This window comes from Nocardioides sp. NPDC127503, from assembly GCF_040302165.1.
Classification (GTDB): Bacteria; Actinomycetota; Actinomycetes; order Propionibacteriales; family Nocardioidaceae; genus Nocardioides.
In genome coordinates this window covers 43,668-65,583 of record NZ_JBEORH010000011.1, presented here as the reverse complement: position 1 = coordinate 65,583, position 21,916 = coordinate 43,668, and the positions used below count along the sequence as shown (strand labels likewise).

Genomic DNA, 21,916 nt, shown 5'->3' with positions numbered 1-21,916 from the left:
AGAAGGACCGATGAAACCCCGAACGTACGTCCTCAGCGTCCCGCTCAGCGGCGTGCTCGCCGCCGCGCTCCTGGCCGGCTGCGCCGGCGACCCCGACCAGGACGGCTGCGACATCTCCGCGCTCGGGACATCAGGTGACTCGATCAGCCTGGCCGCCGCGGTCATGCCCTCGCGGCTCGACCCTGGCTCGCTGGTCGCCGGCGCCGACGGGAAGTACGTCGTGGCCAGCTGCACCGACGGCACCTGCCGCTGGAACGCCGCCGGTGGTGCGTACGAGACTCTCTCCGAGACCGGCTACGGAGCCATCAGCCAGGACCTGACGCTCGTGGCGAGGAGGGTCGGCTGCTCGGACATCGCGCTGGTCGAGGTGGACGGCGACAAGCAGGTCCAGCGGCTCGAGGGCCTGCCGAACCCGCAGGTCACCGACGCCAGCCCGGTCGGCGAGATCGCGTTCAGTCCCGACGGTCGGCTCGTGGCCGGCGCCGGGCTCGAGGGCGACCTGATCATCTGGTCGGTCGAGGACGGCGACGAGGTGGCGAGCACCGATCTCAGCAGCGGCGTCGGATCCATCTCGTTCAGCCCCGATGGCAAGCAGGTGGCGGTTGCCTCCGGCGACAGCGTCTCGATCCTCGAGGCCGAATCGGGCGACGAGGTCGGCACCGTCGCGGCCGCGAACGTCGCGGATCCGGTCTGGAGCCCGGACGGCCGCTGGATCGCCGGCGTCACCACCGAGGGCTACCCGACGATCTGGGACGCCAAGACGCTCGAGGCCGCGGAGACGCTACCCGGTCATCCGGTCGCCGCTGTCGCCTTCTCCCCCGACTCTCGCTCGCTGGCTGCCACGAGCGACTCCGACGATGCCGGGCTGATCCTGTGGGCACCCAAGGCGCTGGGCGGTACCGGCGAGTCCCGTGACCTCGTCCGGACCGCGTTGTCGGGCTCGAAGGTGATCTTCAGCCCCAACGGGAAGACCCTCTACACCGCGTCGGCCGAGGACGGTGTCGCGGCCTGGGACGTCGCCACTGGCAAGCCCGCCGCACAGCTCGATCAGCCGCCGATGTCCTAGCTGCTCGTGCCGTGGTGCGCTGGCGCATCACGGCCGGCGTACACAAGGATGTGGTCGTGAGCGCGATCCCGACGAACATCCCGCACGGGCAGACCGCCCGCCGCCTGGAGTGGCCCCACCTGCCGCCTTTTCTGCGGTCCTCGATCGAGAAGCGGCTCGGCGGTGGGCCGGTGGTCTCGGCGGAGTCGCACGGGGCCGGGTTTACGCCGGGGTTCGCCTCGGTGCTGACCTGTCAGGACGGCTCCCAGCACTTCGTGAAGGCGGCCTCGGCCAAGGCGCAACGCGACTCCGCGGCGCTCTACCGGGAGGAGGCGGCGAAGCTGAAGAAGCTCGCCGGCTGGGTGCCCGCCCCGAAGCTGAAGTGGTTCGACGACGGCGAGTGGGTGGTTCTGGCCTTCGAGTACGTCGAGTCGCGGCTGCCGTCGCGGCCGTGGACGTCCGCGGACCTCGAGGTCGTCTCGGAGGCGCTGGTCGAGACCGCCGCCGCGCTCACCCCGGCCCCGGGAATCGGCTGGCCGACCTTCGCCGAGGAGCACGCCTCCTACCCCGCCCTGTGGGACCGGGTGGACGGCTACCCGCATGCCGACCTGGCGGCGGAGCTCGCCGCCGGGTTCGCGGAGCACACGGCCGGCGAGACGCTGGTCCACCTGGACGCACGCGACGACACGATCCTCATCCGCCCCGACGGTGGTGTCCTGCTGGTCGACTGGACCTGGCCGGTCCTCGGTGCCGACTGGATCGACTCGCTCCTGCTGCTGGTCGGGCCGCGCGGCGACGGCCTCGACGCTGAGTCGTTCCTGGCTACCCATCCGCTGCTGTCGCAGGCCGCACCTGAGGCCATCGACTCCGTCCTGGCCCTCTTCGCCGGCTACTTCCTAGCCGCCGCCGACCAGCCGGTCAAGACGACCTCGCCCCACCTCCGCAGGATGCAGCGGTGGCAGGGCGAGGTGTGTCTGGACTGGCTGGCGGAGCGCCGAGCCTGGGATCAGGACCCGGCGTAGAGGATCAGGATCCGGCGTAGAACGCGTCGATCCGCGCCTGCTCCTTGGCCTCGACGACGTTGCGCTTCACCTTCAGCGACGGGGTGAGCTCACCGCTCTCGACGGTCAGGTCGTGCTCGAGGATCTCCCACTTCTTGATGGTCTCCCAGCGGTTGAGGCTCGCGTTGAGCTCGTCGACGTAGCCGCCGATCAGCTCACGCACCTGCGGCGAGGTGACGATCTCCTCGTACGACTTCCCCTCCAGGCCGTGGGAGGCGCCCCAGGCGGTGATCGACTCGGGGTCGAGGGCGATCAGGGCGCTGACGAAGTTGCGGTTGGCACCGAAGACGAGGAACTGGCTGGTGTAGGGGCACAGCGCGGCGAACTTCGACTCGATCGCCGGCGGCGCGACGTACTTCCCGCCCGAGGTCTTGAAGAGCTCCTTGATCCGGCCGGTGATGGTGATGTAGCCCTCCTCGTCGATCGAGGCCTTGTCACCGGTGTGGTACCAGCCCTCGGCGTCGAGCGCCTTGGCGGTCTCCTCGGGCAGGTTGTGGTAGCCCGGCATCACGTGCGGGCCGCGGATCAGCAGCTCGTCGTTCTCGCCGATCTTCACCTCGCTGCCCGGGAACGCCTTGCCGACCGTGCCGAGCTTGTGCTCCTGCAGGGTGCCGACGGACGCGCCCGCGGCGTTCTCGGTCGAGCCGTAGCCCTCCATGATGAGGATCCCCGCGGCCCGGAACCACTCGGCGATGTCGCGGTTGAGCGGGGCGGAGCCGGAGATGAAGAAACGTACGCGGCCACCGAAGCGGTCACGGACCTTGCTGAGCACCAGCTTGTCGAGCACGGCGTGCTTGAGCGCGATCGAGGTCGGCACGGACTTGCCCTCGCGCAGCAGCCGGTCGCGGGCGATCCCGTTGGCGAAGGCGGCGTCGAAGAGCTTCTTCTTCACACCACCGTCGTTCTCGACCATCATCGTGATCTTGGCGTGCACCTTCTCGAAGATGCGCGGGGCGGCGCCCATGAAGGTGGGCTTCACGATCGCCAGGTTGTCGACGATCTTGTCCATCCGGCCGTCGATCGCGGTCGGGAAGCCGCAGGCGATCTGGATCGAGAGCAGCACCTTACCGAAGACGTGCGACATCGGCAGCCACAGGAACTGCAGGTCGTCGGGGCCGAGCACATCGCCCTGGACCCGGACGGCCTCGCCCTCGTAGACCCAGGCACGGTGGAGCAGGCGCACACCCTTCGGCCGGCCGGTGGTGCCCGAGGTGTAGACCAGCGTCGCCAGGTGGTCCGGGGTGATCTTGGCGGCGGTCTCCTCGATCAGGTCCGGGTGATCGGCGAGGTACTTGTCGCCGATGGCCGCCAGGTCGTCCAGGCCGATGACCCGCTCGCCGTCGGTCGCCCCGTCGAAGGTGATCACCTTGACGATCTCGGGCAGGTCGGCGGCCTTCTCGGCGATCTTGGCGAGCTGACCGTCGTCCTCGGCGAAGACGAAGCGGCACTCGGCGTCACCGAGGATGTAGGCGGTGTCGTCGACGTTGGTCGTCGGGTAGACCGTCGTGGTGGCGCCACCGGCGAGCATCACCGCGAGGTCGGCGATGATCCACTCGTAGCGCGTGGTCGAGGCGATGCCGACCCGCTGCTCGGGCTCGAGGCCGAGGGAGACGAGGCCCGCCGCGAGCCGGCTGGCCATGTCGCTGGCCTCCTTCCAGGTCAGCGACTTCCACTCCTCTCCGCCTGCCTCGGTCGTCGAGCCGACCACGGGATAACGGAACGCCTCCGCATTCGGGGTCGCCTTGACCCGGTTGAGGAAGTGAAGGGCGAAGTTCGCCGGCATCTCGTCGAGGAATGCGAGATCGATCGCGGACTGGGTCGGCATGATTCTCCTGGCCTGCAGTGTGTGCGTGGGGGGTGAACGGTGGGCGGTTGCACGAGAGGGACCGCGCGGGGGACCCTAGACGCTGGAGCCGAGCCGCAACAGGGGGTTCCGCCGGAAATCTCGTGACCGAGATCACCACAGCCTACCCCGGAGTAGCTATGGGAGGTACGGCGATTTGAGGCCAAACGACGCGAGTCTGTAATCTTGACCGCAAGCGTGTTCGCGTAGGCCTCTCCCCTCTCATTTCCCCGAGGGGCCGGATTGAGAGCTCGCACCACCACACGTCGAAGCACTGGAGATCATTCACCCATGGCGAACATCAAGTCGCAGATCAAGCGCAACAAGCAGAACGAGAAGGCGCACGAGCGCAACAAGGCCGTCAAGAGCGAGCTCAAGACCGTCATCCGCAAGTTCCACGCCGCCGCCGCGGCTGGCGAGAAGGACGCTGCGGTCGAGACCGCCAAGGTCGTCACCAAGAAGCTCGACAAGGCCGCCTCCAAGGGCGTCATCCACAAGAACCAGGCCGCCAACCGCAAGTCGGCGATCGCCAAGAAGGCTTCCTCCCTCTGAGGTAAGTCCCACCGAAGCCCCCGTCCTCCGCGACGGGGGCTTTCGCATTTCCGAGACCCCCTCCCGCCGAGACGTCAGTTGCGTCGGCCGAGTGGGCACTTGCGTCGGCCGAGTGGGCAGTTGTGGCGGCCGAGTGGGCACCGCGCTGCCTTCTCGGCCGACGTACCTGACGCCTCGGCCGTCCTAGGTGACGCCTCGGCCGACCGGGGTGACGCCTCGGCGGGGTCAGCGCTGGCGGAGGGAGGCGAGGGTGAGAACGAGACGCTCGAGCGTGTACGCGGGGTCGCTGGCGGCGCCCTTGAGGTCGGCGTCGGCTCGGGCGACCGAGCGGAGGGCCTCGCCGATGCCTTCGCGGGACCAGCCGCGGGCGAGGCCGGCGATGGACTTCTGCTTCCAGGGCGGGGTGCCGCTGTCACGGATGCCGGCGACGTGGTTGGCGACGGTACGCAGCTGGCCGGCCACGGCGGAGAGGACGTAGACCGGGGAGGAGCCGGTGTCGAGGGCCCAGCGGATCTCCTCGAGGGCCTTGACCCGGTCGCCGGAGATGATCGCGTCGGCGATCACGTAGTTCTTCACCTCGGCCCGGCCGCCGAAGTATTGCTTCACGTGCTCCAGGCCGAGTCGCTTCGCCTCGTTGTCGCCGGCGAGCTGGCTCGCCGCGGCCGCGAGGGCGCGGAGATCCTGGCCGACCGCCTGGATCAGGAAGTCGGCGCCCTCCTCATCGATGCTCGCTCCGTGGAGCCGCATCTCGGACTTTACGAAGCTGCCGAACTCACGCGCCTTCAGCTCGACGGACTTGTGCTCGGTCACCTTCGGGAGCTTGCGGAGCTTGGCGAGCGTGCCGCTGCCCTTCTGCCCGCCGCCGTGGACGAGGACGAGCCCGACCTCCTCCGACGGCATTCCGGCGTACTCCATCAGGCCCGCGACCGACTCGTCCGGCAGGTTCTCCAGGTTGCGCACCACAACGCAGCGGATGCTCGAGAAGAGCGAAGGCGCGCTCATCTCGCCGAGCGTGGCCAGCGTCAGGTCGGCGGCCGTCGCCTCGGAGACCTCCGCCTCGGGGTCGTAGGCCTTCACCGCGGCCTTCGCAGCCGCGACCGTACGCTCCCCCAGGAACTCCTCCTTGCCGGTCACCAGCATCACCCGGCCCAGGACGTCGGAGGCCGAGAGGTTGCCGGTGGGGCTCGGTGCGGAGGCGGTGCGTGCCATGCTCAAACCCTCCCACACGGCACCGACAACTATGGCGTCACCACGGCGGCCTCACCTCCTGACTCGACCACCGCGACCGAGCCGTCGCGGTCGGTGCGGTAGACCTTGGTGCCGCTCTCCTCGAGCCCCTGGACCGTGGCGGTGGCCGGGTGACCGTAGTCGTTGCCGGCACCGACCGGGACGAGCGCGACCTGCGCCCGGAGCGTACGCAGCCAGTCGAGGTCCTGGTAGCGGGAGCCGTGGTGGGGCACCTTGAGCACGTCGATGTCGAGCTCGGCCAGATCGTCGGCGAGCTGGTCCTGTCCCTCCGGCTCGATGTCGCCGGTCAGCAGCAGACGCAGGCCGCGGGACTCGACGAGGAGGACCACGCTCGCGTCGTTGGCCGTGGAGCCGTCCCCGGGTCCGCGGGTGTCGGAGTCGCCCGTCGGCCAGAGCACCTGGATCCGCGCCTCACCGATGGTGGTCGTGGCTGCGTAGGGAGCCGGAACCGGCACCACCCCGGCCGCCCCGGCGGTCTCCCCGAGGATCCGTACGCCCTCGGGCGGGTCCTGGAGACGCGAGGTCCACAGCTCACCGACCCGGCGTCCGGCGAAGACGCCCTCGACGCCGTTGACGTGGTCGGCGTGGAAGTGGGTGATCACCGCGAGCGGAACGTCCTCGATCTCGAGACGGTCGAGACAGTTGTCGACGAGGTCAGGATCGGGACCGGCGTCAACCACGACGGCGCTCCCCGGCCCGGTGCGCACCACCAGGGCATCTCCTTGTCCCACGTCGCACATCACGAGCACCCACCCCGCCGGAGGCCAGCCTGGGCTCGGCAGCCGCACAAGCGCGACCGCGAGCAGCACCAGGCAGCCAGCCACCCCCGTGACCGGATGCCGCAGGATCCGGGGACCCAGGAAGGCGATCGCGGCACAGACGACCACCAGCACCGCCAGGGCCAGCGGACCGGTCGCCCAGCCGACCTCCGCGGTCGGCAGCCCGGCACCGAAGCGGGCCACCGCGATGATCCAGGCGACGCACCAGGTCGCGACCGTGCCCGCGACCATGCCGAGCGGATCCCACACCAGCCCGAGCAGACCTCCCAGGAGACCCAGCACCGTCGCAGGCGCGACGGCGGGTTCGACAAGCAGGTTGGCGAGCACTGCGACCAGGCTGACCTGACCGGAGATGGCGGCGACCACCGGAGTGCAGGCCAGCTGTGCCGCTGCCGGGACCGCGATCGCCTCCGCGCACCACTGCGGCATCCAACGCCTCAGCGCGTCGCGCCACGGTGGCCCGAAGAGCAGGATGCCGGCCGTGGCCAGAACCGAGAGGGTGAACCCGACCGAGGTCGCCAACCCGGGGTCGATCAGCAGGAGCCCGATCACCGCCGCACCGAGCCCACGCAGCGCTCGCTGGCGTCCGTTGTGGGTCATCGCCAGCAGCCCGACTGCACCCATCGCAGCGGCCCGCACCACGCTCGGCTCGGTGCGGGCGAGGACGATGAACCCGAGGATGCCGAGCACCCCGACGGCGTACAGCCCTCTCCCCCGCACCCCGGCCCAGCGGGCGACGATGAGCAGGAACCCCACCACCAGGGTCAGGTTGGTGCCCGAGACCGCGAGGAGGTGGGTGAGCCCGGTCGTACGGAAGTCGTCCGCGAGGTCGTCGGAGAGGCCGGCGTCGTCACCGTCGACCAGCGCCGGGACCAGCGCCGCCTGGTCGGGCGGCCGATGTGCCACCGCCTCCCGGATCGAGGCCCGCAGCGTCTCGGAGGCTCGCCACCAGATCCCCGGGCTCGCGACGACCCTCGGCGTCCCGGCGATCAGCAGCGCTGACTCCTCGTGCGAGTCGCTCTTCCCCAGCCGACCGGTCGTCGACACCGTCGCCCCCAGCGGGATGTCCTCCCACGCTTCGTCGCCGAGCACGACCACCGGCGTACGCAGCCGGTAGACCACCCCACGGCCCCTGATCTCCCGGACGCTGGCGCGCCGGAGCTGATACGTCGCATGCTCGCCCCTCACCTCCTTCGGGTCGGTAGTGACGGTGGCGACCACCCGTACCTGCGCCTTGCGCGCGGCCAGGTCCGCCACCGGGTTGTCGCTGACCCGGGCGGCGTGCAGACCGGCGACGACTGCGGTCCCGGCGATCATCAGGACCAACGCCAGCACTGTCGGGCGGCGCGTCCTGACGGCCCATCCACCGCCGATGCCGAGGACCGCGGCAAGGAGAACGAGCAGAACCACCCCGGACCGCCCACCGGCGACCACGACCGGCCCGGCCAACGCCCCCGCCCACGCGCCGGCCCCGAGGAGCGGCAGTCGCAGGTCGTTCACAACGTGACCAGCGGTGCCAGCGAGTCATAGGTCTTCGGCCCGATCCCATCGACCTCGAGCAGCTCGTCGACGGAGGTGAACGCGCCGTTGGTGGTGCGCCAGTCGATGATCGCCTGCGCCGTCACCGGCCCAACCCCGGGCAACGTCTCCAGCTCCTCGATGGAGGCGGCGTTGAGGCTCACTCCCGCTCCCGGTGCCCCAGCGGCCGGACCACCGGAGCCAGCTGCAGCAGCGCCCACTCCCCCGTTGGGCGCACCCACCACGATCTGCTGACCGTCGCTGAGCAGAGCGGCGAGGTTGAGTCCGGCGAGGTGCTTGAGGGGCGCCCCGCCGGCGGCCTCGACGGCATCCACCACCCGTGATCCGACCGGCAGCACGACGATGCCGGGTTTGGGCACCTTGCCCTCCACGTCGACGGTCACCGTCCCCGCCGACGCAGCGCCAGACGGCACCGCGGCCGTGCTTCCGGGCGAAGCCGAGCCGGTCGGCAACGCGACCAACGGGGACGCCGAGGGCGAGGCCCGGGCGGCCGGCGCCACCTTCGGGTCGGCGCGGATCATCCACCAGCAGGCCACCGCCAACCCGGCGACCAGCACCAGCGAGACGACGACGAGATGCCACGGACCGAGGCTCACCCGCCCGCGCAGCGGCTCCGGCAGCACCGCGTCGGGCGAGATCACGACCTGACGCCGAGACGCGTGACGCCCCGGCACAGGCACCAACGGATCCAGCTCCGCGGTGTCAGTCGCGCAGGGCCCGTCCCACCACGGCGGTTGCCAGTCCTCCTCGCCGTCGTCCTCCTCCCCAGGCGGGTCGAGCTCGGCGCGCAGCTGCTCCAGCCGCCGGGCGACGGCATCGGCGTGATCAGAGGTCGGTCGGGTCCGCATGACGCCGAAGCTATGCGCCCGCGCCGACACTTCCGAGCGCGTTTTCAGCGCCTGTGGAGAACCCGATCCTCAACAATCCCTGTGGACGGTAACCGGCCCAGAATCAGGCCAAGAACAGACCAAGAATCAGAGCTTCGGCCCCACGACGACCGCTACACACCCCGGCCCGACATGCGCGCCGAGCACCGCACCCAGCACCCCGACGCGTACCTCGCCGTTGATCTTGCCGTCCAGCTCCGCGGAGAGCCCCTCGGCCATCGCGGCCGCGCGGTCCGGGCTGCCCAGATGAGCGACGACGATCTCGACGGCGTCGGCATCCTCGCCCACCTCGACCCCGAGCGCCTGCAGCCGCGCGATCGCCCGCTCAGCCGTACGCACCCGCTCGTGCGGCACGACCCGCCCATCCTCGATCGTGAGCAGCGGCTTGACCGCCAGCGCCGTCCCGAGCAGAGCAGCAGCTGCCCCGATCCGTCCACCGCGGCGGAGATACTCGAGCGTGTCGACGTAGAAGTAGGAACGCGTCGCGGCAACCCGCGACAACGCGGCCTCGCGCGCCTCGACAGCAGTTCCGCCGCGCCCGGCCACCTCCGCGGCGGCCAGAACGGCGAACCCGACCCCGGGCCCGACCAGCCGTGTGTCCACGGTGGTCACCGGCACCGGAGCCTCCCGCGCCGCGAGCATCGAGGACTCGCAGGTCGCGCTCAGCTCCGCGGAGAGGTGGATGGAGACGATCTCCTCGAAGCCCTGAGCCGCGAGCTTGTCGTAGACCTCCGCCAGGAGCGCCGGCGAAGGCCGCGAGGTCGTCACCGTCTTGTGCGCCGCCAACGCCGTCAGCAACGCTTCGGGCGACGTCTCCTCCACCCCGTCGTCGTACGACGTCCCATCCACGATCACCTGCAACGGCACCGATGTGATCAGCTCCGTGGCATCCCCGAGATCGGATGGAAGCATCGCGGTCGAGTCGGTCACGATCGCTACCCGGGCCATGTCAGAAGCCTACAGATCGACCCATCGCGTCGACAGCGCGAGCCGATCCGATCAGACGACGATGTTGACGAGCTTCGGCGCGCGGACGATGACCTTGCGTACGGTCTGCCCTTCGATCGCGGCCGCGATCGTCGGGTCGGCCAGCGCAGCGGCCTCCAGGTCGGCCTCGGAGATCGAGGGCGAGACCTCCAGGCGCGCACGCACCTTGCCCTTGATCTGGACGACAGCCGTCACCGAGTCCTCCACGAGCAGGTGGGGCTCGACCGTCGGCCACGCAACCCGCGCAACCGTCGGCTCGTGCCCCAGACGCTCCCACATCTCCTCAGCGGTGTAGGGCGCGACCAGCGAGAGCAGAATCGCGACCGTCTCCGCGGCCTCACGTACGGCGGGGTCGGCGGGACCGACACCGGAGTCGATCGCCTTCCGGGTCGCGTTGACCAGCTCCATCACGCGAGCCACGACCACGTTGAACCGGTAGGACTCGATCAGCTGCTCGGCCTCGGCGATGGTCTTGTGAGTCGTACGCCGCAGCGCGATGTCCCCACCGGAGACGTCGACCTCCGGGGAGGACGTCACGTCCCCGGCCAGGCGCCAGGCCCGCTGCAGGAACTTCACCGAGCCGGCCGGCGAGACGTCGGCCCAGTCGATGTTGTCCTCCGGCGGGGAGGCGAAGACCAGGGTCAGCCGGGTCGCGTCGACGCCGAACTCCTCCAGCACGTCCGACAGGTTCACGCCGTTGCCCAGCGACTTCGACATCTTCTTGCCGCCGTTGATGACCTTGCCCTGGGACAGGTAGGACGTGAACGGCTCGTCCCAGTCGATCAGGCCGATGTCGCGCAGCGCCTTGGTGAAGAAGCGCGAGTACAGCAGGTGCAGCACCGCGTGCTCGTCGCCGCCCAGATAGAAGTCGACCGGACCCCACTCGCGGGCCAGCTCGGAGGAGAAGGCCTGGGTCTCGTCGGTCGGCGACAGGTAGCGCAGGAAGTACCACGACGAGTCCACGAAGGTGTCCATCGTGTCCGAGTCGCGCGTGGCCGGACCGCCGCACTTCGGGCAGGAGACGTTGACCCACTCCGAGGCCGCGGCCAGCGGCGAGACGCCCTTCGGCTTCAGGTCGGCGCCCTTCAGCTCCGGCAGCTGCACCGGCAGCTCGGCCTTGGGCACCGGCACCTCGCCGTCGACCGGGCAGTGCACGATCGGGATCGGCGCGCCCCAGTAGCGCTGCCGCGACAGCAGCCAGTCGCGCAGCCGGTAGTTGATCGTGCCCTTGCCGTGGCCCTCGGCCTCCAGCTTCTCGATGATCTTGTGGATGCCGCCCGCCTTGTCGGCGACGCCCTCCAGCTCCGGCGAGTTCACGTACGCACCGTCACCCGCGGTCGCGACGTACGTCTCCTCGGGGTTCTCCGCGCCCGGCACGTCCACGACGCGGCGCACCGGCAGCGAGAACGCCTTGGCGAAGTCCAGGTCGCGCTGGTCGTGGGCCGGAACGGCCATCACCGCGCCGGTACCGTAGTCGGCCAGCACGTAGTCGGCCGCCCACACCGGGATCTGCTCGCCGTTGACGGGGTTGGTCGCGGTGACGCCCAGGTCGACACCGGTCTTGGGACGGTCGGTCGCCAGCCGGTCGATGTCGGAGGCCTTGCGTACGTCCTGCAGGTAGCTCTCCAGCGCAGCAGCCCGGTCCGGCGCCACGATCTCGGCAGCCAGGTCCGCGTCGGCGGCGACGACCATGAAGGTCGCCCCGTACAGCGTGTCCGGACGCGTCGTGAAGACGGTGACCTTCTTGGTCTCACCGGTGGTCAGCGAGATCTCGAAGTCGACGTGCGCGCCCTCGGACCGGCCGATCCAGTTGCGCTGCATGTTGACGACCTTGCCGATCCAGGTGTCCTGCAGCTGGTCCAGGCCGTTGTAGAGCTCCTCGGCGTAGGCCGTGGTCTTGAAGTACCACTGCGTCAGGTCACGCTTGGTGACCACCGCGCCGCAGCGCTCGCACTCGCCGTTGACGACCTGCTCGTTGGCCAGAACGGTCTGGTCGTTGGGGCACCAGTTGACCGGCGACTTCTTGCGGTAGGCCAGGCCGGCCTCGTACAGCTTCAGGAAGATCCACTGCGTCCACTTGTAGTACTCCGGGTCGGAGGTGTGCAGCCGGCGCGACCAGTCGAAGGAGATGCCGTAGCGCTTGAACGACTCCGCCTGGGTCTCGATGTTGGCGTAGGTCCAGCCGGCGGGGTTCTCGTTGCGCTTGATCGCGGCGTTCTCGGCAGGCAGGCCGAAGGAGTCCCAGCCGATCGGGTTCAGGACGTCGAAGCCCTTCAGCCACCAGTAGCGGGCGATCACGTCGTGCAGCGCGGTCACCTCGGCGTGACCCATGTGCAGGTCCCCGGACGGGTAGGGGAACATCGTGAGCGCGTAGCGCTTCTCAGCCCCCTCGCGCTGGCCCGCCTTGAACGGCTCCAGCTTCTCCCAGATGGGGCGCCACTTGTCCTGCAGCTCCACGACGTCGTACGTCGCCTGCTCGGCCTGCTCCTGCGTCATTGGTCTTTCGTCCTTGTCGAGTGTCGTACGTCAAGACTGCTTCTGAAAGAAGAAAACCCCTCACATGGAGGGGTAGCCGCGTGACCGGGGTGTGTCCCTCAGGGTCAGCGCGGCTGCCTAAGAAGCAGGACAGACATCTGCATGTGTCAAGGGTAGCCGACCACCGCGGCCGTCGTCATTCGCGACCCCGTCCGCGGCATGGCCCGTCTGGGTCAGAGGGCCCGGAAAGTACGGTCCAAATCCTCTGGTCTAGTACTTTCCATAGTCCATGAGTTCCGCCCTGCAGATCGACCGACAGAAAATAGGCTCGGAGGGGCCTTCACCTATTGCGACGGCCCGTCTGAGCGTGCCAGACTGGCGGCGCTCCGCTGCTCGTGATGTCGGTCGTGAATGAGGACCCCCCCATCTCATCCAAGGAACGCTCCGAGCAGCGGAGTCCAACTTCAAGAGCCCCTGCGACCGGGTCGTAGGGGCTCTTCCATTCCCGGGCGCGGCCGCAGCAGACCCCCCGGATTCTCGTCTATATGGGTCATGCGGCATACCCGTCCCGGTAGCTAGCGTCGTCCTCGTGCACAGCGCCCCGGACCCGCACGAGGCCACGCTCGTCGGCCGAGACCCAGAGCAGGTACGTCTGGCCGCATTGCTGAGCCGTGCGCGGAACGGCAAGGGCGGATCGATCGCAGTGCTCGGTGAGCCGGGCGTGGGTAAGTCCGCGCTGCTGACCTCGGCCACCGCGGACACGAGCCTTCGGGTCCTTCGGGTCGATGGCTACGAGTCCGAGTCGGACATGGCGTTCGCCGCGGTCCAGCGACTGGCGACGGCGCTGCGGCGCGAGTGCGAGATGCTCCCGGAGCAGCAACGCCGGGCCCTGCTCGTCGCCTCGGGCGAGGCAGACGGACCGCCGCCCGACCGCTATCTGGTCGGATTGGGAGTCCTGGGGCTCCTGGCTGCCGCGAGCGACGGGCAGGGCATCGTCTGCACGATCGACGACGCTCATCTGGTCGACCCGGAGAGTCTGGACGCGCTGGCGTTCGTGGCCCGCAGGATCGCGGTGGAGCGCGTCGCGGTGGTGTTCGCCGGGCGTGACGAGGCCGGCCTGACCGAGCATCTCGGTGGGGTGCCCCAGCTCGCGCTGACCGGCCTGGACACCGATGCCGCCGTCCGCCTCCTGAACCGCGCGGCGGCGGAACCGCTCCCGCCGTCGGTGGCCCTGGCGATCGCCCAGGCCACCGGCGGCAACCCGCTCGCCCTGATCGACCTCGCCGGTGAGTCGCTGGTACACGAGCTGCCGGATCTGGGCATGGCCGGCGAGCCCGTCCCCGTCGGGCGCCACCTCGAGGCCCACTACGTACGCAGGGTTCGCCAGGCCGACCAGCCGGTCCAGACCTGGGTGCTGCTGGCCGCCGCGGACTCGACCGGCAACATCGACCTGCTCGCCGACGCGGGCGCGGAACTCGATCTCACCCTCGACGACGCCGACCGAGCCGAGGTCGCGGGGCTCGTCCAGCTCACCCCGACCGTACGGTTCCGCCATCCCCTGGTGCGCTCGGCGGTCTACAACGCGGCCTCGGGCGTCGAGCGACGCCGGGTCCACCGTGCCCTCGCCCGGGCCGCCGACCGGTCGAACCTGGTCGAGGCGGAGGCATGGCATGCCGCCAGGGCCGTCGTAGGGACGGACGAGGCCGTTGCCCAGCGGCTCGACCGGACCGCGATCCTGGCCGCCCGGCGTGGTGGCCTCGCCTCCAGCGCCCGCTTGCTCGCGCGCGGCGCCGATCTCAGCCCGCCGGGCGAGGGGCGCACCTCACGCCAGGTCGGGGCGGCCGAGGCGGCCCTGGCGGTCGGCGCAGCCCATCTCGCGCAGCAGCTCATCGAAGCGATCGACGAGGAGTCTGCCGGCCAGGTCACCAGAGGTCGTGCGCTGGTGACTCGGAGCGCCTTGTCGGTGCTGCGGGCCGAGCGGGAGGGCGTGATGCGCGGCGCGTCCGATCAGCTACTGGCCGCCGACCTCTTCCACGGCTTCGACGACGTCCGCGAGCAGGATGCGCTGCTCCGGGCATTCGACCGGTGTTCGAGTGCCGACCGGCTCATGACGGGCGTGACGCAAAGCGAGCTCGGTGAGCGGATGCGGGTCGGCGCGGACCGGAACGGCCGTTGGTCCGTGGTCCTGCGAGGGTTGGCCGCACTGATCCTGGAGCCCTATGACACGGCCTACCCACAGGTCCGCGCCGCGTACGACGCTGTCCTCGCCCTGCCCGATGACGAGCTCATGAACTTCGGCTCCGTGCTCGCCGGTGTCGGCGGTTACCTCTGGGACGACGAGGGCCGAGCCGCCGGTCTCAGCCGGGCCGCACGGGCCGCACGTGACCGGGGCGCGCTGCTGGTGCTCGACTCGCTGCTGTGGATCATGGCCCTGTCCGAGGTCTACGGCGGCTCGCTGCACCGAGCGCACCGCTTCGTGGAGTCGAATCGGGAGGTGCGTGTCGCGATGGGCCACGAGGATGCGAACGTGCCCAACGTCGCCGTGATGGCGTGGTCCGGCGAGCCGCGCGAGCTGGTGGAGGCCGTGGCCGACGGCTCCGGCGCTGTCGGTTTCGGCGGGGTGCAGTTCTCGGGGATCGAGGGCCTGGTCGCGCGTGACCTGGCGGACCGGCGCTACGAGGATGCCTACCGACGCCACAAGCCGCTGATCGAGGAGCCGTTCCTCCAGGTCACCCCGATGTGGTACGCCGACTTCGTCGAGTCCGCCGTACGCTCCGGCCACCTGGACGAGGCACAGCGCGTCGCGGAGGATCTGGCAAGCCGGGCAGCGGTCAACGGGATGCCGTGGTGCGAGGGAGTCGCCGAGCGCGCGCTCGCGCTGGTGAGCCCGGACGACGCGGCCGAGGCCCACTACCTCGCCTCGATCGCGGCCCTGCACAAGACGCTGGCCGAGACCGAGCTCGGCCGGTCGTACCTGCTCCATGGCGAGTGGCTCCGGCGCGTCCGACGCCGTCGCGAGGCGGCCGAGCAGCTCCGCCTCGCGCTTCGGCACCTGCGCCACAGCGGCGCCGAGATCTTCGTCCCGCGCGTCCTGGCCGAGCTCGAGATCCTCGGCGTCCGCCCCGACGATGCCGCAGGCGGCGAGGCAGCTCCCCGGCTCGATCTCACCACGCAGGAGCACACGATCGCGCGTCTGGCCGCGTCCGGGCGTACGAACACCGAGATCGCCGCCAACCTGTTCATCAGCCCGAACACCGTCGACTACCACCTGCGGAAGGTCTTCCAGAAGCTCGGCATCTCCTCCCGCCGGCAGCTGGCCGACCGTCTGAACGCCTAGGTCTATACCGGCAGACGGAGCGGCACCCCCGGCGTCGGCCAGCGGAAGCGGTCCCCGATCCCGGGCGGAGCATCGGCCAGGTCGGCGAGGATCCGGTCCCGTCCCTGACGAAAGTGCGACCAGCCCTCATAGTGCACCGGCACCACCGTGGCCGGGTCCAGAAGCTCGCACAGGGTGACCGCGTCCCGCCCTCCCATCGTGTACGCGAGCGGCCCGGTCACCGGGAACCCGACGCGGCCGAGGTGCAGGACCGCGGTCCCGACGTCGACCCGGGCCGCGACCTCGTCGAGACCGCTGTAGAGCACCGTGTCGCCCGAGTACCAGACCGCTCCGTGCTCCTGCCCCTCCCACGTCAGCGAGAAGCCGATGACGTCGCCGACGATCGGCCTGCTGCCTCGGATTCCATGACGTGCGGGGGTCGCGGTCACCGTGACCGTCGGACGGCCCGGAGCCTGCAGCACCGTGGTCTGCCACGGCCGCAGACCTCGGACCGCCCGGCCCAGGCCCGACCTGGTGAGCCTGACCGCGCCCGAGGCGGTGGTGACCACCACGCCGACGCCCGGCAACAGCGCCCGGCCGGCGTCGTCGAGGTTGTCGGCGTGATGGTCGTGGGTGAGGAGGACGGCATCGATGGGGCCAATCTCGGCGGCGGGGATCGCAGGCCCTGCGGTCTTCCGCGAGGACGTGCCCCAGCCGAACCGGTACGTCCGGCCGGGGGCGTCGAAGGTCGGGTCGGTCAGGATCCGCCACCCGGCCACCTCCAGGACGGTCGTCGGCCCGCCCACATGGGTGAGGGCGAGATCCATCGCGTGCCCTCAGGACGCGGTGGGCTCGGTGGCCCCCCGCTGCACCGCGTGAGCGAGCGCCCACTCGAGCGCGTGGTCGGCGATCTCCTCCCATCCCGGGCCCGCCACCATCAGGTGCGGCCGGCCCTCGTACGTCTCGTGCTCGGTCACCGTTCCGGCGCCCTTGTAGTGCTTGACGTTCGATGCCTGCACCGACGGGGGCATGATGTGGTCCTCGGACCCGGACAGGAAGAGCAGCGGCGCGCGGTCGGCGTTCTTGAAGTCGACCCAGGCGCCCTGGTGGCCGGGCTGGAAGTTCGCCAGCACGGAGTCGAACAGGACGCGGCCCGACGCGGGGATGTGGTAGCGCTCGTAGAACGCCGCCGACTCCTCCTCGGTGTAGGTGTTCGTGAAGGCGTACCTCCACTGCTCGGCGTCGAACCCGACGGCGCGGTGATGGTTCGCCGGGTTCTTGAGCACCGGGAAGACCGAGCGCAGCTGGCTCCACGGCGTGGCCCGGACGCCCTCGGTCGGGGCGGAGTTGAGTACGACGCCCGCGGCCCCGTAGCCGCGGTCCATCACGACCTGCGCGAACGCGCCGCCGGCGGAGTGGCCCATGATGATCGGCGCGGTGTCGAGCGTGTCGAGGAAGGCCTCCAGGTGGGAGACGATCGCCTCCAGGGTGAGGTCCGCGATCGGGGTCGGGTCGGCGCGGAGGGCCTCGACCTCCACCTCGAAGCCCGGGTAGGCGGGGGTGTGCACGGTGAAGCCGTTGGCCTCGTACCGGGCCTTCCAGTGTTCCCACGATCGGGGTGTGACCCAGAAGCCGTGGATCAGGACGATGGTGTCCGGGGTGCTCATGTCAGGTTCCCTTTCTGGTGCTCGGTCAGGCACGTCAGCGCACAGTGGTGCGCGCCGCGTTGTGGACGACGTCGGCGACGAGTCCGGGGTGGCTGATCATCACGGCGTGGGATGAGTCGACGGAGACGGTCTTCGAGCCGGCTCTGGCTGCCATGGCGCGCTCCGCCTCGGGCGGGATGATCCGGTCCTGCTTCGCGACGACGTACCAGCTGGGCAGGTCCTCCCACGCCGGCTCTCCCGACGGTGTGACGAGTGCCGCGAGTGCGCCGGGCCGCTGCGAGGCAGCCAGGAACCGTGCCTCGGCACGCGGCAGATCCTGCGCGAACCCCTGCGGGAACCACGCCGGATCGATGTAGGCGTCCATGTCGCCGGGCTGGGCACCGGGGAACGGCCTGGTGACGAGATGGTCGGTCACCTCGGTGTGGCCACCGCCCAGGGCGTTCATCGCCAAGATGTTCTCTCCCGCTGCCGGCGCGTACGCGGCGACGTAGACCAGTGCCGTGACGTCGGGGTCGCCGGTGGCGGCGTTGGTGATGACCGCGCCACCGTAGGAGTGGCCGACGAGCACGACCGGGCCGTCGATCGTGTCCAGGAACAGCCGCAGGTACTCGGCATCGGACAACGGGCCGCGCAGCGGGTTGGAGAAGGCGAGCACCGGGTAGCCGCGGCCGGTCAGCTTGCCGGCGACGTCGGCCCAACCCGAGGAGTCGGCGAAGGCACCGTGCACGAGCACGATGGTCGGCTTCGGGGCCGGGGCGACCCCGCGCGTGGTGAGGGCGTCGGCCGCCGGAGCGAGCGCGAGCACCGCTGCCACGAGAACGGCGAGCAATCCGCCCGCTCGATGTTTGAAGGACATGATCTGGCTCCTGTGCTGGGGGCTGAGACGCTCCGATCGTCCATCCGGTTGCGATGCCTCCGGACCACGTACGACACGTAGTCCCGGGACTACGTGGTCCACGTGGTCCGTGGAGGCGGTGGCCGCGCGAGGCTCGTCGGGACAGAACCCAACCGACCGTGGGAGGAAGCCGATGCCTTACATCACCGCCGACGACGGCGCCCAGATCTTCTACAAGGACTGGGGCGACACCGGAAGCCCCGTGCTGCTCAGCCACGGCTGGCCGCTCAACGCCGACGCCTGGGAGGCCACCGCCCTCTTCCTCGCCGAGCACGGGCACCGAGCCATCGCCCACGACCGCCGGGGCCACGGCCGCTCCAGCCAGACCTGGGCGGGCAACGAGATGGACACCTACGCCGACGACCTCGCCGGCCTGATCGACGCGCTCGACCTGCACGACCTCACCCTCGTCGGGCACTCGACCGGCGGCGGTGAGATCGTCCGGTACGTCGGGCGGCACGGCACGGCCCGCGTCGCCAGGCTGGTCCTGGTCTCGGCGGTGCCGCCGCTCATGCTGCGGACCGAGGACAACCCCGATGGGCTACCCCTCGAGGTCTTCGACGACATCCGCGCCGGGGAGCTGGCCAACCGGGCCCAGCTCTACCGAGACCTGGCCGACGGGCCGTTCTTCGGGAACAACCGGAACGGCGATGTTCCGCAGGGCTTCCGCGACGCCTTCTGGCTCCAGGGCATGGCGTCGGGGCACCGTGGCGCCTACGAGTGCATCGCGGCCTTCTCCGCCACCGACTTCCGACCCGACCTGGCCAAGATCGACGTGCCGACGCTGGTCGTGCACGGCGACGACGACCAGATCGTGCCGATCGAGGTCGGTGGCCGCCGCTCAGCCGAGCTGATCGACGGCGCGGAGCTGAAGGTCTACGAGGGCTCCAGCCATGCCCTCCCGGACACCGATCGCGACCGCCTGCACACCGACCTCCTGGCGTTCGTCGACCGCTGACCGGCCTACGGCACTCGCGCGCGCCAGGTTGGGGTGCCGTGCTTGCTCTCGACCAGCGCCGCGGCCTCGTCGATCGTGGCCTGGTCGAGGCCGACGTACGCCGCTCCGAAGCTCTGCTCGAACTCTGCCAGCAGGGCGGCGATGACCTTCTCGCGGCTCAGCCCGGTCTGGGAACGGATCGGGTCGACCCGCTTGGCCGCACTCCTGGTGCCCTTGTCGGACATCTTCTCGCGACCGATCCGGAGCACCTCGAGCATCTTGTCGGCGTCGATGTCGTAGGCCATCGTGACGTGGTGCAGGACGCCGCCGGGGATCCGCTTCTGCGCGGCGCCGGCGATCTTGCCGACCGGCGAGGCGATGTCGTTCAGGCCGGCGTAGGCGGCCTCGATGCCGACGCTGCGCAGGCCGCGCAGCACCCACTCGTCGAGGAAGGCGTACGACTCCTGGAAGGACATGCCGGCCACGAGCGTGTCGGGGACTGCGAGGCTGTAGGTGATCGTGTTGCCCGGCTCGATGAACATGGCGCCGCCGCCTGAGATGCGGCGTACGACCTCGATGCCGTGACGCTCGGCGGCAGCCTCGTCGACCTCGTTGGAGAGCGACTGGTAGCTGCCGATCACGACCGCGCTGCTGGCCCAGTCCCAGAACCTCAGGTTGGGGGCGCGGCGGCCCTCGGCGACCTGGCGGACGATGACCTCGTCGAGCGCCATCTGCATCCGCGGCGACAGCGGCCCGGTCTCGACGATCTCGAGCTCGAGGTCGTCCCAGGTCGTGGCCCGGCCCAGCGCCCGCATCACCGTCAAGGCGACGTCGCGGGTGCCGAAGCCGACCAGCTCGGCGTCACGGACGGCGGTGTCGAGCACCGCGGTCAGCTGGTCGAGGGAGACGTCGACCGGCTGCCCCTCCAGCGCCTCGGTCAGCCAGCCCAGCGCCTCGTCGGGTTCCAGGAAGAAGTCGCCCGAGAGGACGACGTCGATGATCGTGTCAGCGGAGACTGTCGCGTCGACGACGACCAGCTTGCCGCCGCGTACCTTCCGCTCGCCATGCACTCTTTCACTCACGATTTCTCAACACCGTGAGCGCCCCGAATCATCCCTGCTAGACGGCTGCTCCGCACGACCCGGCGGTGTCGGCCAGACGGGTCAGACCGACCGGTCCGACGAGCGGGCGCGGGTCCTCGGCGAGCGTCCAGGCGCCGTCGACGAGGACGTAGTCGCCGCGGACGTCACCCTCGAGAAGAGAACGTACGCCGGCCACCAGCCGGTCCACGTCGGCGACCGAGGTGCCGATGCCGATGCTCGCGCGGACCGCGCCGCCGGTGAGCCCGATGCGCTTGAGGAGCGGCTGGGCGCAGAAGCGGCCGTCGCGTACGCCCAGGCCGTGCTCGGCGGAGAGGTACGCCGCGACTCGGCCGGGCTCGATGCCGTCGACCGTGAACGTGACGACCCCGACGGGCTCCTCGGAGTCGGGCCAGAGCCGCAGAACGTCGACACCCTCCAGCGCGGACAGGCCGGTCACGAGGCGCCCCCTCAGTGACGCCTCGTGGCGGTCCAGCTCGGCGGGCTCGAGGCCGCCGAGAGTCGTACAGGCAGCGGCCAGTGCCGCGGCGCCGATGACGTTGGGCGAGCCGCCCTCGTGGCGCGCGGGAGCGGGCTGCCAGGTGGTCTCGACAAGCTCGACCTCCGATGCGTGAGTGACGTCATCGACGGCCCCTCCCCCGGCGAGATAGGGCGTGCCGACGTCGAGCCAGTCGCGGCGCCCGACCAGGGCGCCTGCTCCGTAGGGGGCGTAGAGCTTGTGGCCGGAGAAGACGACGTAGTCGGCGCCGGTCGCGGCCAGCGAGAAGTGGCGGTGGGCGAGCAGCTGGGCGCCGTCGACGAGGACCCGGGCGCCGTGGGCGTGGGCCAGGGTCACGATCTCACCGACCGGCAGCGCCTCGCCGGTGACGTTGGAGGCGCCGGTGATCGCGACCAGGGCGAAGCTGTCCCGGGCCAGCTCGCCGGCGAGGGCGTCGATGGTGCCGGCGAGGGTGTCCCGGCCGGCGACCACGGTGACGCCGGCCTCGACACGGCGCCATGGGAGCAGGTTGGCGTGGTGCTCGATGTCGAGGACGAGCACGCGGCCCGGTACGCAGCCGGCCAGCAGGTTCACCGAGTCGGTGGTGTTGCGGGTGATGACGGTGACGTCGTCCTCGCGGGCGCCGACATAGGCGCCGATGGTCGCCCGCGACTCCTCGTAGAGGGCGGTCGAGACCTGGGACAGGTAGCCGGCGCCGCGATGCACCGAGGCGTACCAGGGCAGGACCTCGGCCACCCGGTCGGCGACGCTCTGCAGCGCCGGCGCCGACGCGGCCACGTCGAGGTTGGCGTACGTCGTGGTCGTTCCGTCCAGCAGCGGGACCTGCGTGTTCGAGCCGACGAGCGGAAGCAGGGACATGGGGCACCCTTCGGGTCATGGCTCCCCAGGACTGCCCGGCGAAGCACGCGCTTGCCCGCGCCACCTCGGCGAGGGCCTGGTCGTCACCCGGAGCACCCCACCGCGTGGGAGGGTTGCCCGCCAGCAAGCCGGGGCTTCGCGCTGGCAGTCGTGACCTTCGCCGATGATGGTGCCGGAGACGGAGGGTGCCCCGCAAGGCGTACGTCTCGAACTATGGACGCTTGTCCT

16 protein-coding genes and 1 riboswitch are annotated in these 21,916 nt (G+C 70.4%); of the genes, 5 read left to right on the top strand and 11 right to left on the bottom strand.

Annotated elements, in window-relative coordinates; all coding sequences use genetic code 11:
* Positions 1 to 10: 10 nt before the first annotated feature.
* Together ABTW65_RS23075 and ABTW65_RS23070 are read left to right on the top strand one after the other, a co-directional pair.
* Complete coding sequence (locus ABTW65_RS23075; RefSeq protein WP_350664464.1) at positions 11 to 1,066, top strand: WD40 repeat domain-containing protein; 1,056 nt, start codon at positions 11 to 13, stop codon at positions 1,064 to 1,066.
* A gap of 56 nt (positions 1,067 to 1,122) precedes the next feature.
* Positions 1,123 to 2,067: a phosphotransferase family protein gene (locus ABTW65_RS23070; protein ID WP_350664462.1), complete on the top strand. Its 945-nt coding sequence runs from the start codon at positions 1,123 to 1,125 to the stop codon at positions 2,065 to 2,067.
* 4 nt (positions 2,068 to 2,071) lie between these two features.
* Here ABTW65_RS23070 and ABTW65_RS23065 read toward each other — a convergent pair whose 3' ends face one another.
* Positions 2,072 to 3,931, bottom strand: coding sequence for an AMP-dependent synthetase/ligase (locus ABTW65_RS23065; RefSeq protein ID WP_350664460.1), 1,860 nt, complete (start codon positions 3,929 to 3,931; stop codon positions 2,072 to 2,074).
* Positions 3,932 to 4,240: 309 nt separating this feature from the next.
* On the opposite strand from ABTW65_RS23065, the gene rpsT reads away from it, so the two are divergent.
* A complete protein-coding gene (gene rpsT / locus ABTW65_RS23060) occupies positions 4,241 to 4,501 on the top strand; it encodes a 30S ribosomal protein S20 (RefSeq protein WP_350664458.1) in 261 nt (86 codons plus the stop codon).
* Between the two features lie 225 nt (positions 4,502 to 4,726).
* Here rpsT and holA read toward each other — a convergent pair whose 3' ends face one another.
* From holA to leuS, 5 genes are all read right to left on the bottom strand, one after another.
* Positions 4,727 to 5,710 (bottom strand): DNA polymerase III subunit delta, encoded by a 984-nt coding sequence (holA, locus tag ABTW65_RS23055; RefSeq protein WP_350664456.1) that lies wholly within the window; start codon positions 5,708 to 5,710, stop codon positions 4,727 to 4,729.
* 29 nt (positions 5,711 to 5,739) lie between these two features.
* The gene (locus ABTW65_RS23050; protein WP_350664454.1) at positions 5,740 to 8,028 is read right to left on the bottom strand and encodes a ComEC/Rec2 family competence protein; all 2,289 of its coding nucleotides are present in this window, start codon (positions 8,026 to 8,028) and stop codon (positions 5,740 to 5,742) included.
* Positions 8,025 to 8,915 carry a ComEA family DNA-binding protein gene (locus ABTW65_RS23045; RefSeq protein WP_350664451.1) on the bottom strand — a complete coding sequence of 297 codons (891 nt, stop codon included), beginning with the start codon at positions 8,913 to 8,915 and terminating at the stop codon, positions 8,025 to 8,027. The genes ABTW65_RS23050 and ABTW65_RS23045 overlap by 4 nt, the downstream gene beginning before the upstream one ends.
* Before the next feature lie 126 nt (positions 8,916 to 9,041).
* Entirely contained in the window at positions 9,042 to 9,902 is an 861-nt protein-coding gene (locus ABTW65_RS23040; protein ID WP_350664449.1) for a DegV family protein, read from the bottom strand.
* A gap of 51 nt (positions 9,903 to 9,953) precedes the next feature.
* Positions 9,954 to 12,437 carry a leucine--tRNA ligase gene (gene leuS, locus ABTW65_RS23035; protein WP_350664447.1) on the bottom strand — a complete coding sequence of 828 codons (2,484 nt, stop codon included), beginning with the start codon at positions 12,435 to 12,437 and terminating at the stop codon, positions 9,954 to 9,956.
* Positions 12,438 to 13,005: 568 nt separating this feature from the next.
* On the opposite strand from leuS, the gene ABTW65_RS23030 reads away from it, so the two are divergent.
* Positions 13,006 to 15,753, top strand: coding sequence for an AAA family ATPase (locus tag ABTW65_RS23030; protein WP_350664445.1), 2,748 nt, complete (start codon positions 13,006 to 13,008; stop codon positions 15,751 to 15,753).
* A gap of 2 nt (positions 15,754 to 15,755) precedes the next feature.
* Here the strand turns inward: ABTW65_RS23030 and ABTW65_RS23025 are convergent, their stop codons facing one another.
* The 3 genes from ABTW65_RS23025 to ABTW65_RS23015 are packed head-to-tail and all read right to left on the bottom strand — an operon-like array spanning position 15,756 to position 18,255.
* A complete protein-coding gene (locus ABTW65_RS23025; protein WP_350664443.1) occupies positions 15,756 to 16,559 on the bottom strand; it encodes an MBL fold metallo-hydrolase in 804 nt (267 codons plus the stop codon).
* Positions 16,560 to 16,568: 9 nt separating this feature from the next.
* Complete coding sequence (locus ABTW65_RS23020) at positions 16,569 to 17,399, bottom strand: alpha/beta hydrolase (RefSeq protein WP_350664442.1); 831 nt, start codon at positions 17,397 to 17,399, stop codon at positions 16,569 to 16,571.
* Between the two features lie 34 nt (positions 17,400 to 17,433).
* The gene (locus tag ABTW65_RS23015) at positions 17,434 to 18,255 is read right to left on the bottom strand and encodes an alpha/beta hydrolase (RefSeq protein ID WP_350664439.1); all 822 of its coding nucleotides are present in this window, start codon (positions 18,253 to 18,255) and stop codon (positions 17,434 to 17,436) included.
* 172 nt (positions 18,256 to 18,427) lie between these two features.
* On the opposite strand from ABTW65_RS23015, the gene ABTW65_RS23010 reads away from it, so the two are divergent.
* Positions 18,428 to 19,252, top strand: coding sequence for an alpha/beta fold hydrolase (locus ABTW65_RS23010; protein WP_350664437.1), 825 nt, complete (start codon positions 18,428 to 18,430; stop codon positions 19,250 to 19,252).
* A gap of 5 nt (positions 19,253 to 19,257) precedes the next feature.
* Here ABTW65_RS23010 and lplB read toward each other — a convergent pair whose 3' ends face one another.
* Both lplB and ABTW65_RS23000 read right to left on the bottom strand, forming a co-directional pair.
* Positions 19,258 to 20,313 carry a lipoate-protein ligase small subunit gene (gene lplB, locus ABTW65_RS23005; RefSeq protein ID WP_350664435.1) on the bottom strand — a complete coding sequence of 352 codons (1,056 nt, stop codon included), beginning with the start codon at positions 20,311 to 20,313 and terminating at the stop codon, positions 19,258 to 19,260.
* A 37-nt stretch (positions 20,314 to 20,350) separates the two neighbouring features.
* Positions 20,351 to 21,688 carry an aminotransferase class V-fold PLP-dependent enzyme gene (locus ABTW65_RS23000; protein WP_350664433.1) on the bottom strand — a complete coding sequence of 446 codons (1,338 nt, stop codon included), beginning with the start codon at positions 21,686 to 21,688 and terminating at the stop codon, positions 20,351 to 20,353.
* 42 nt (positions 21,689 to 21,730) lie between these two features.
* Positions 21,731 to 21,844, bottom strand: a riboswitch (SAM riboswitch).
* Positions 21,845 to 21,916 lie beyond the last annotated feature (72 nt).

What these genes read in the sequence shown, in the direction of transcription:
- holA (WP_350664456.1), bottom strand. Translation starts at nt 5,710, where the DNA reads ATGGCACGCACCGCCTCCGCACCGAGCCCCACCGGCAACCTCTCGGCC.
- rpsT (WP_350664458.1), top strand. Translation starts at nt 4,241, where the DNA reads ATGGCGAACATCAAGTCGCAGATCAAGCGCAACAAGCAGAACGAGAAG.
- leuS (WP_350664447.1), bottom strand. Translation starts at nt 12,437, where the DNA reads ATGACGCAGGAGCAGGCCGAGCAGGCGACGTACGACGTCGTGGAGCTG.
- ABTW65_RS23015 (WP_350664439.1), bottom strand. Translation starts at nt 18,255, where the DNA reads ATGTCCTTCAAACATCGAGCGGGCGGATTGCTCGCCGTTCTCGTGGCA.
- ABTW65_RS23025 (WP_350664443.1), bottom strand. Translation starts at nt 16,559, where the DNA reads ATGGATCTCGCCCTCACCCATGTGGGCGGGCCGACGACCGTCCTGGAG.
- ABTW65_RS23020 (WP_350664442.1), bottom strand. Translation starts at nt 17,399, where the DNA reads ATGAGCACCCCGGACACCATCGTCCTGATCCACGGCTTCTGGGTCACA.
- ABTW65_RS23000 (WP_350664433.1), bottom strand. Translation starts at nt 21,688, where the DNA reads ATGTCCCTGCTTCCGCTCGTCGGCTCGAACACGCAGGTCCCGCTGCTG.
- ABTW65_RS23065 (WP_350664460.1), bottom strand. Translation starts at nt 3,931, where the DNA reads ATGCCGACCCAGTCCGCGATCGATCTCGCATTCCTCGACGAGATGCCG.
- ABTW65_RS23045 (WP_350664451.1), bottom strand. Translation starts at nt 8,915, where the DNA reads ATGCGGACCCGACCGACCTCTGATCACGCCGATGCCGTCGCCCGGCGG.
- ABTW65_RS23010 (WP_350664437.1), top strand. Translation starts at nt 18,428, where the DNA reads ATGCCTTACATCACCGCCGACGACGGCGCCCAGATCTTCTACAAGGAC.
- ABTW65_RS23075 (WP_350664464.1), top strand. Translation starts at nt 11, where the DNA reads ATGAAACCCCGAACGTACGTCCTCAGCGTCCCGCTCAGCGGCGTGCTC.
- ABTW65_RS23040 (WP_350664449.1), bottom strand. Translation starts at nt 9,902, where the DNA reads ATGGCCCGGGTAGCGATCGTGACCGACTCGACCGCGATGCTTCCATCC.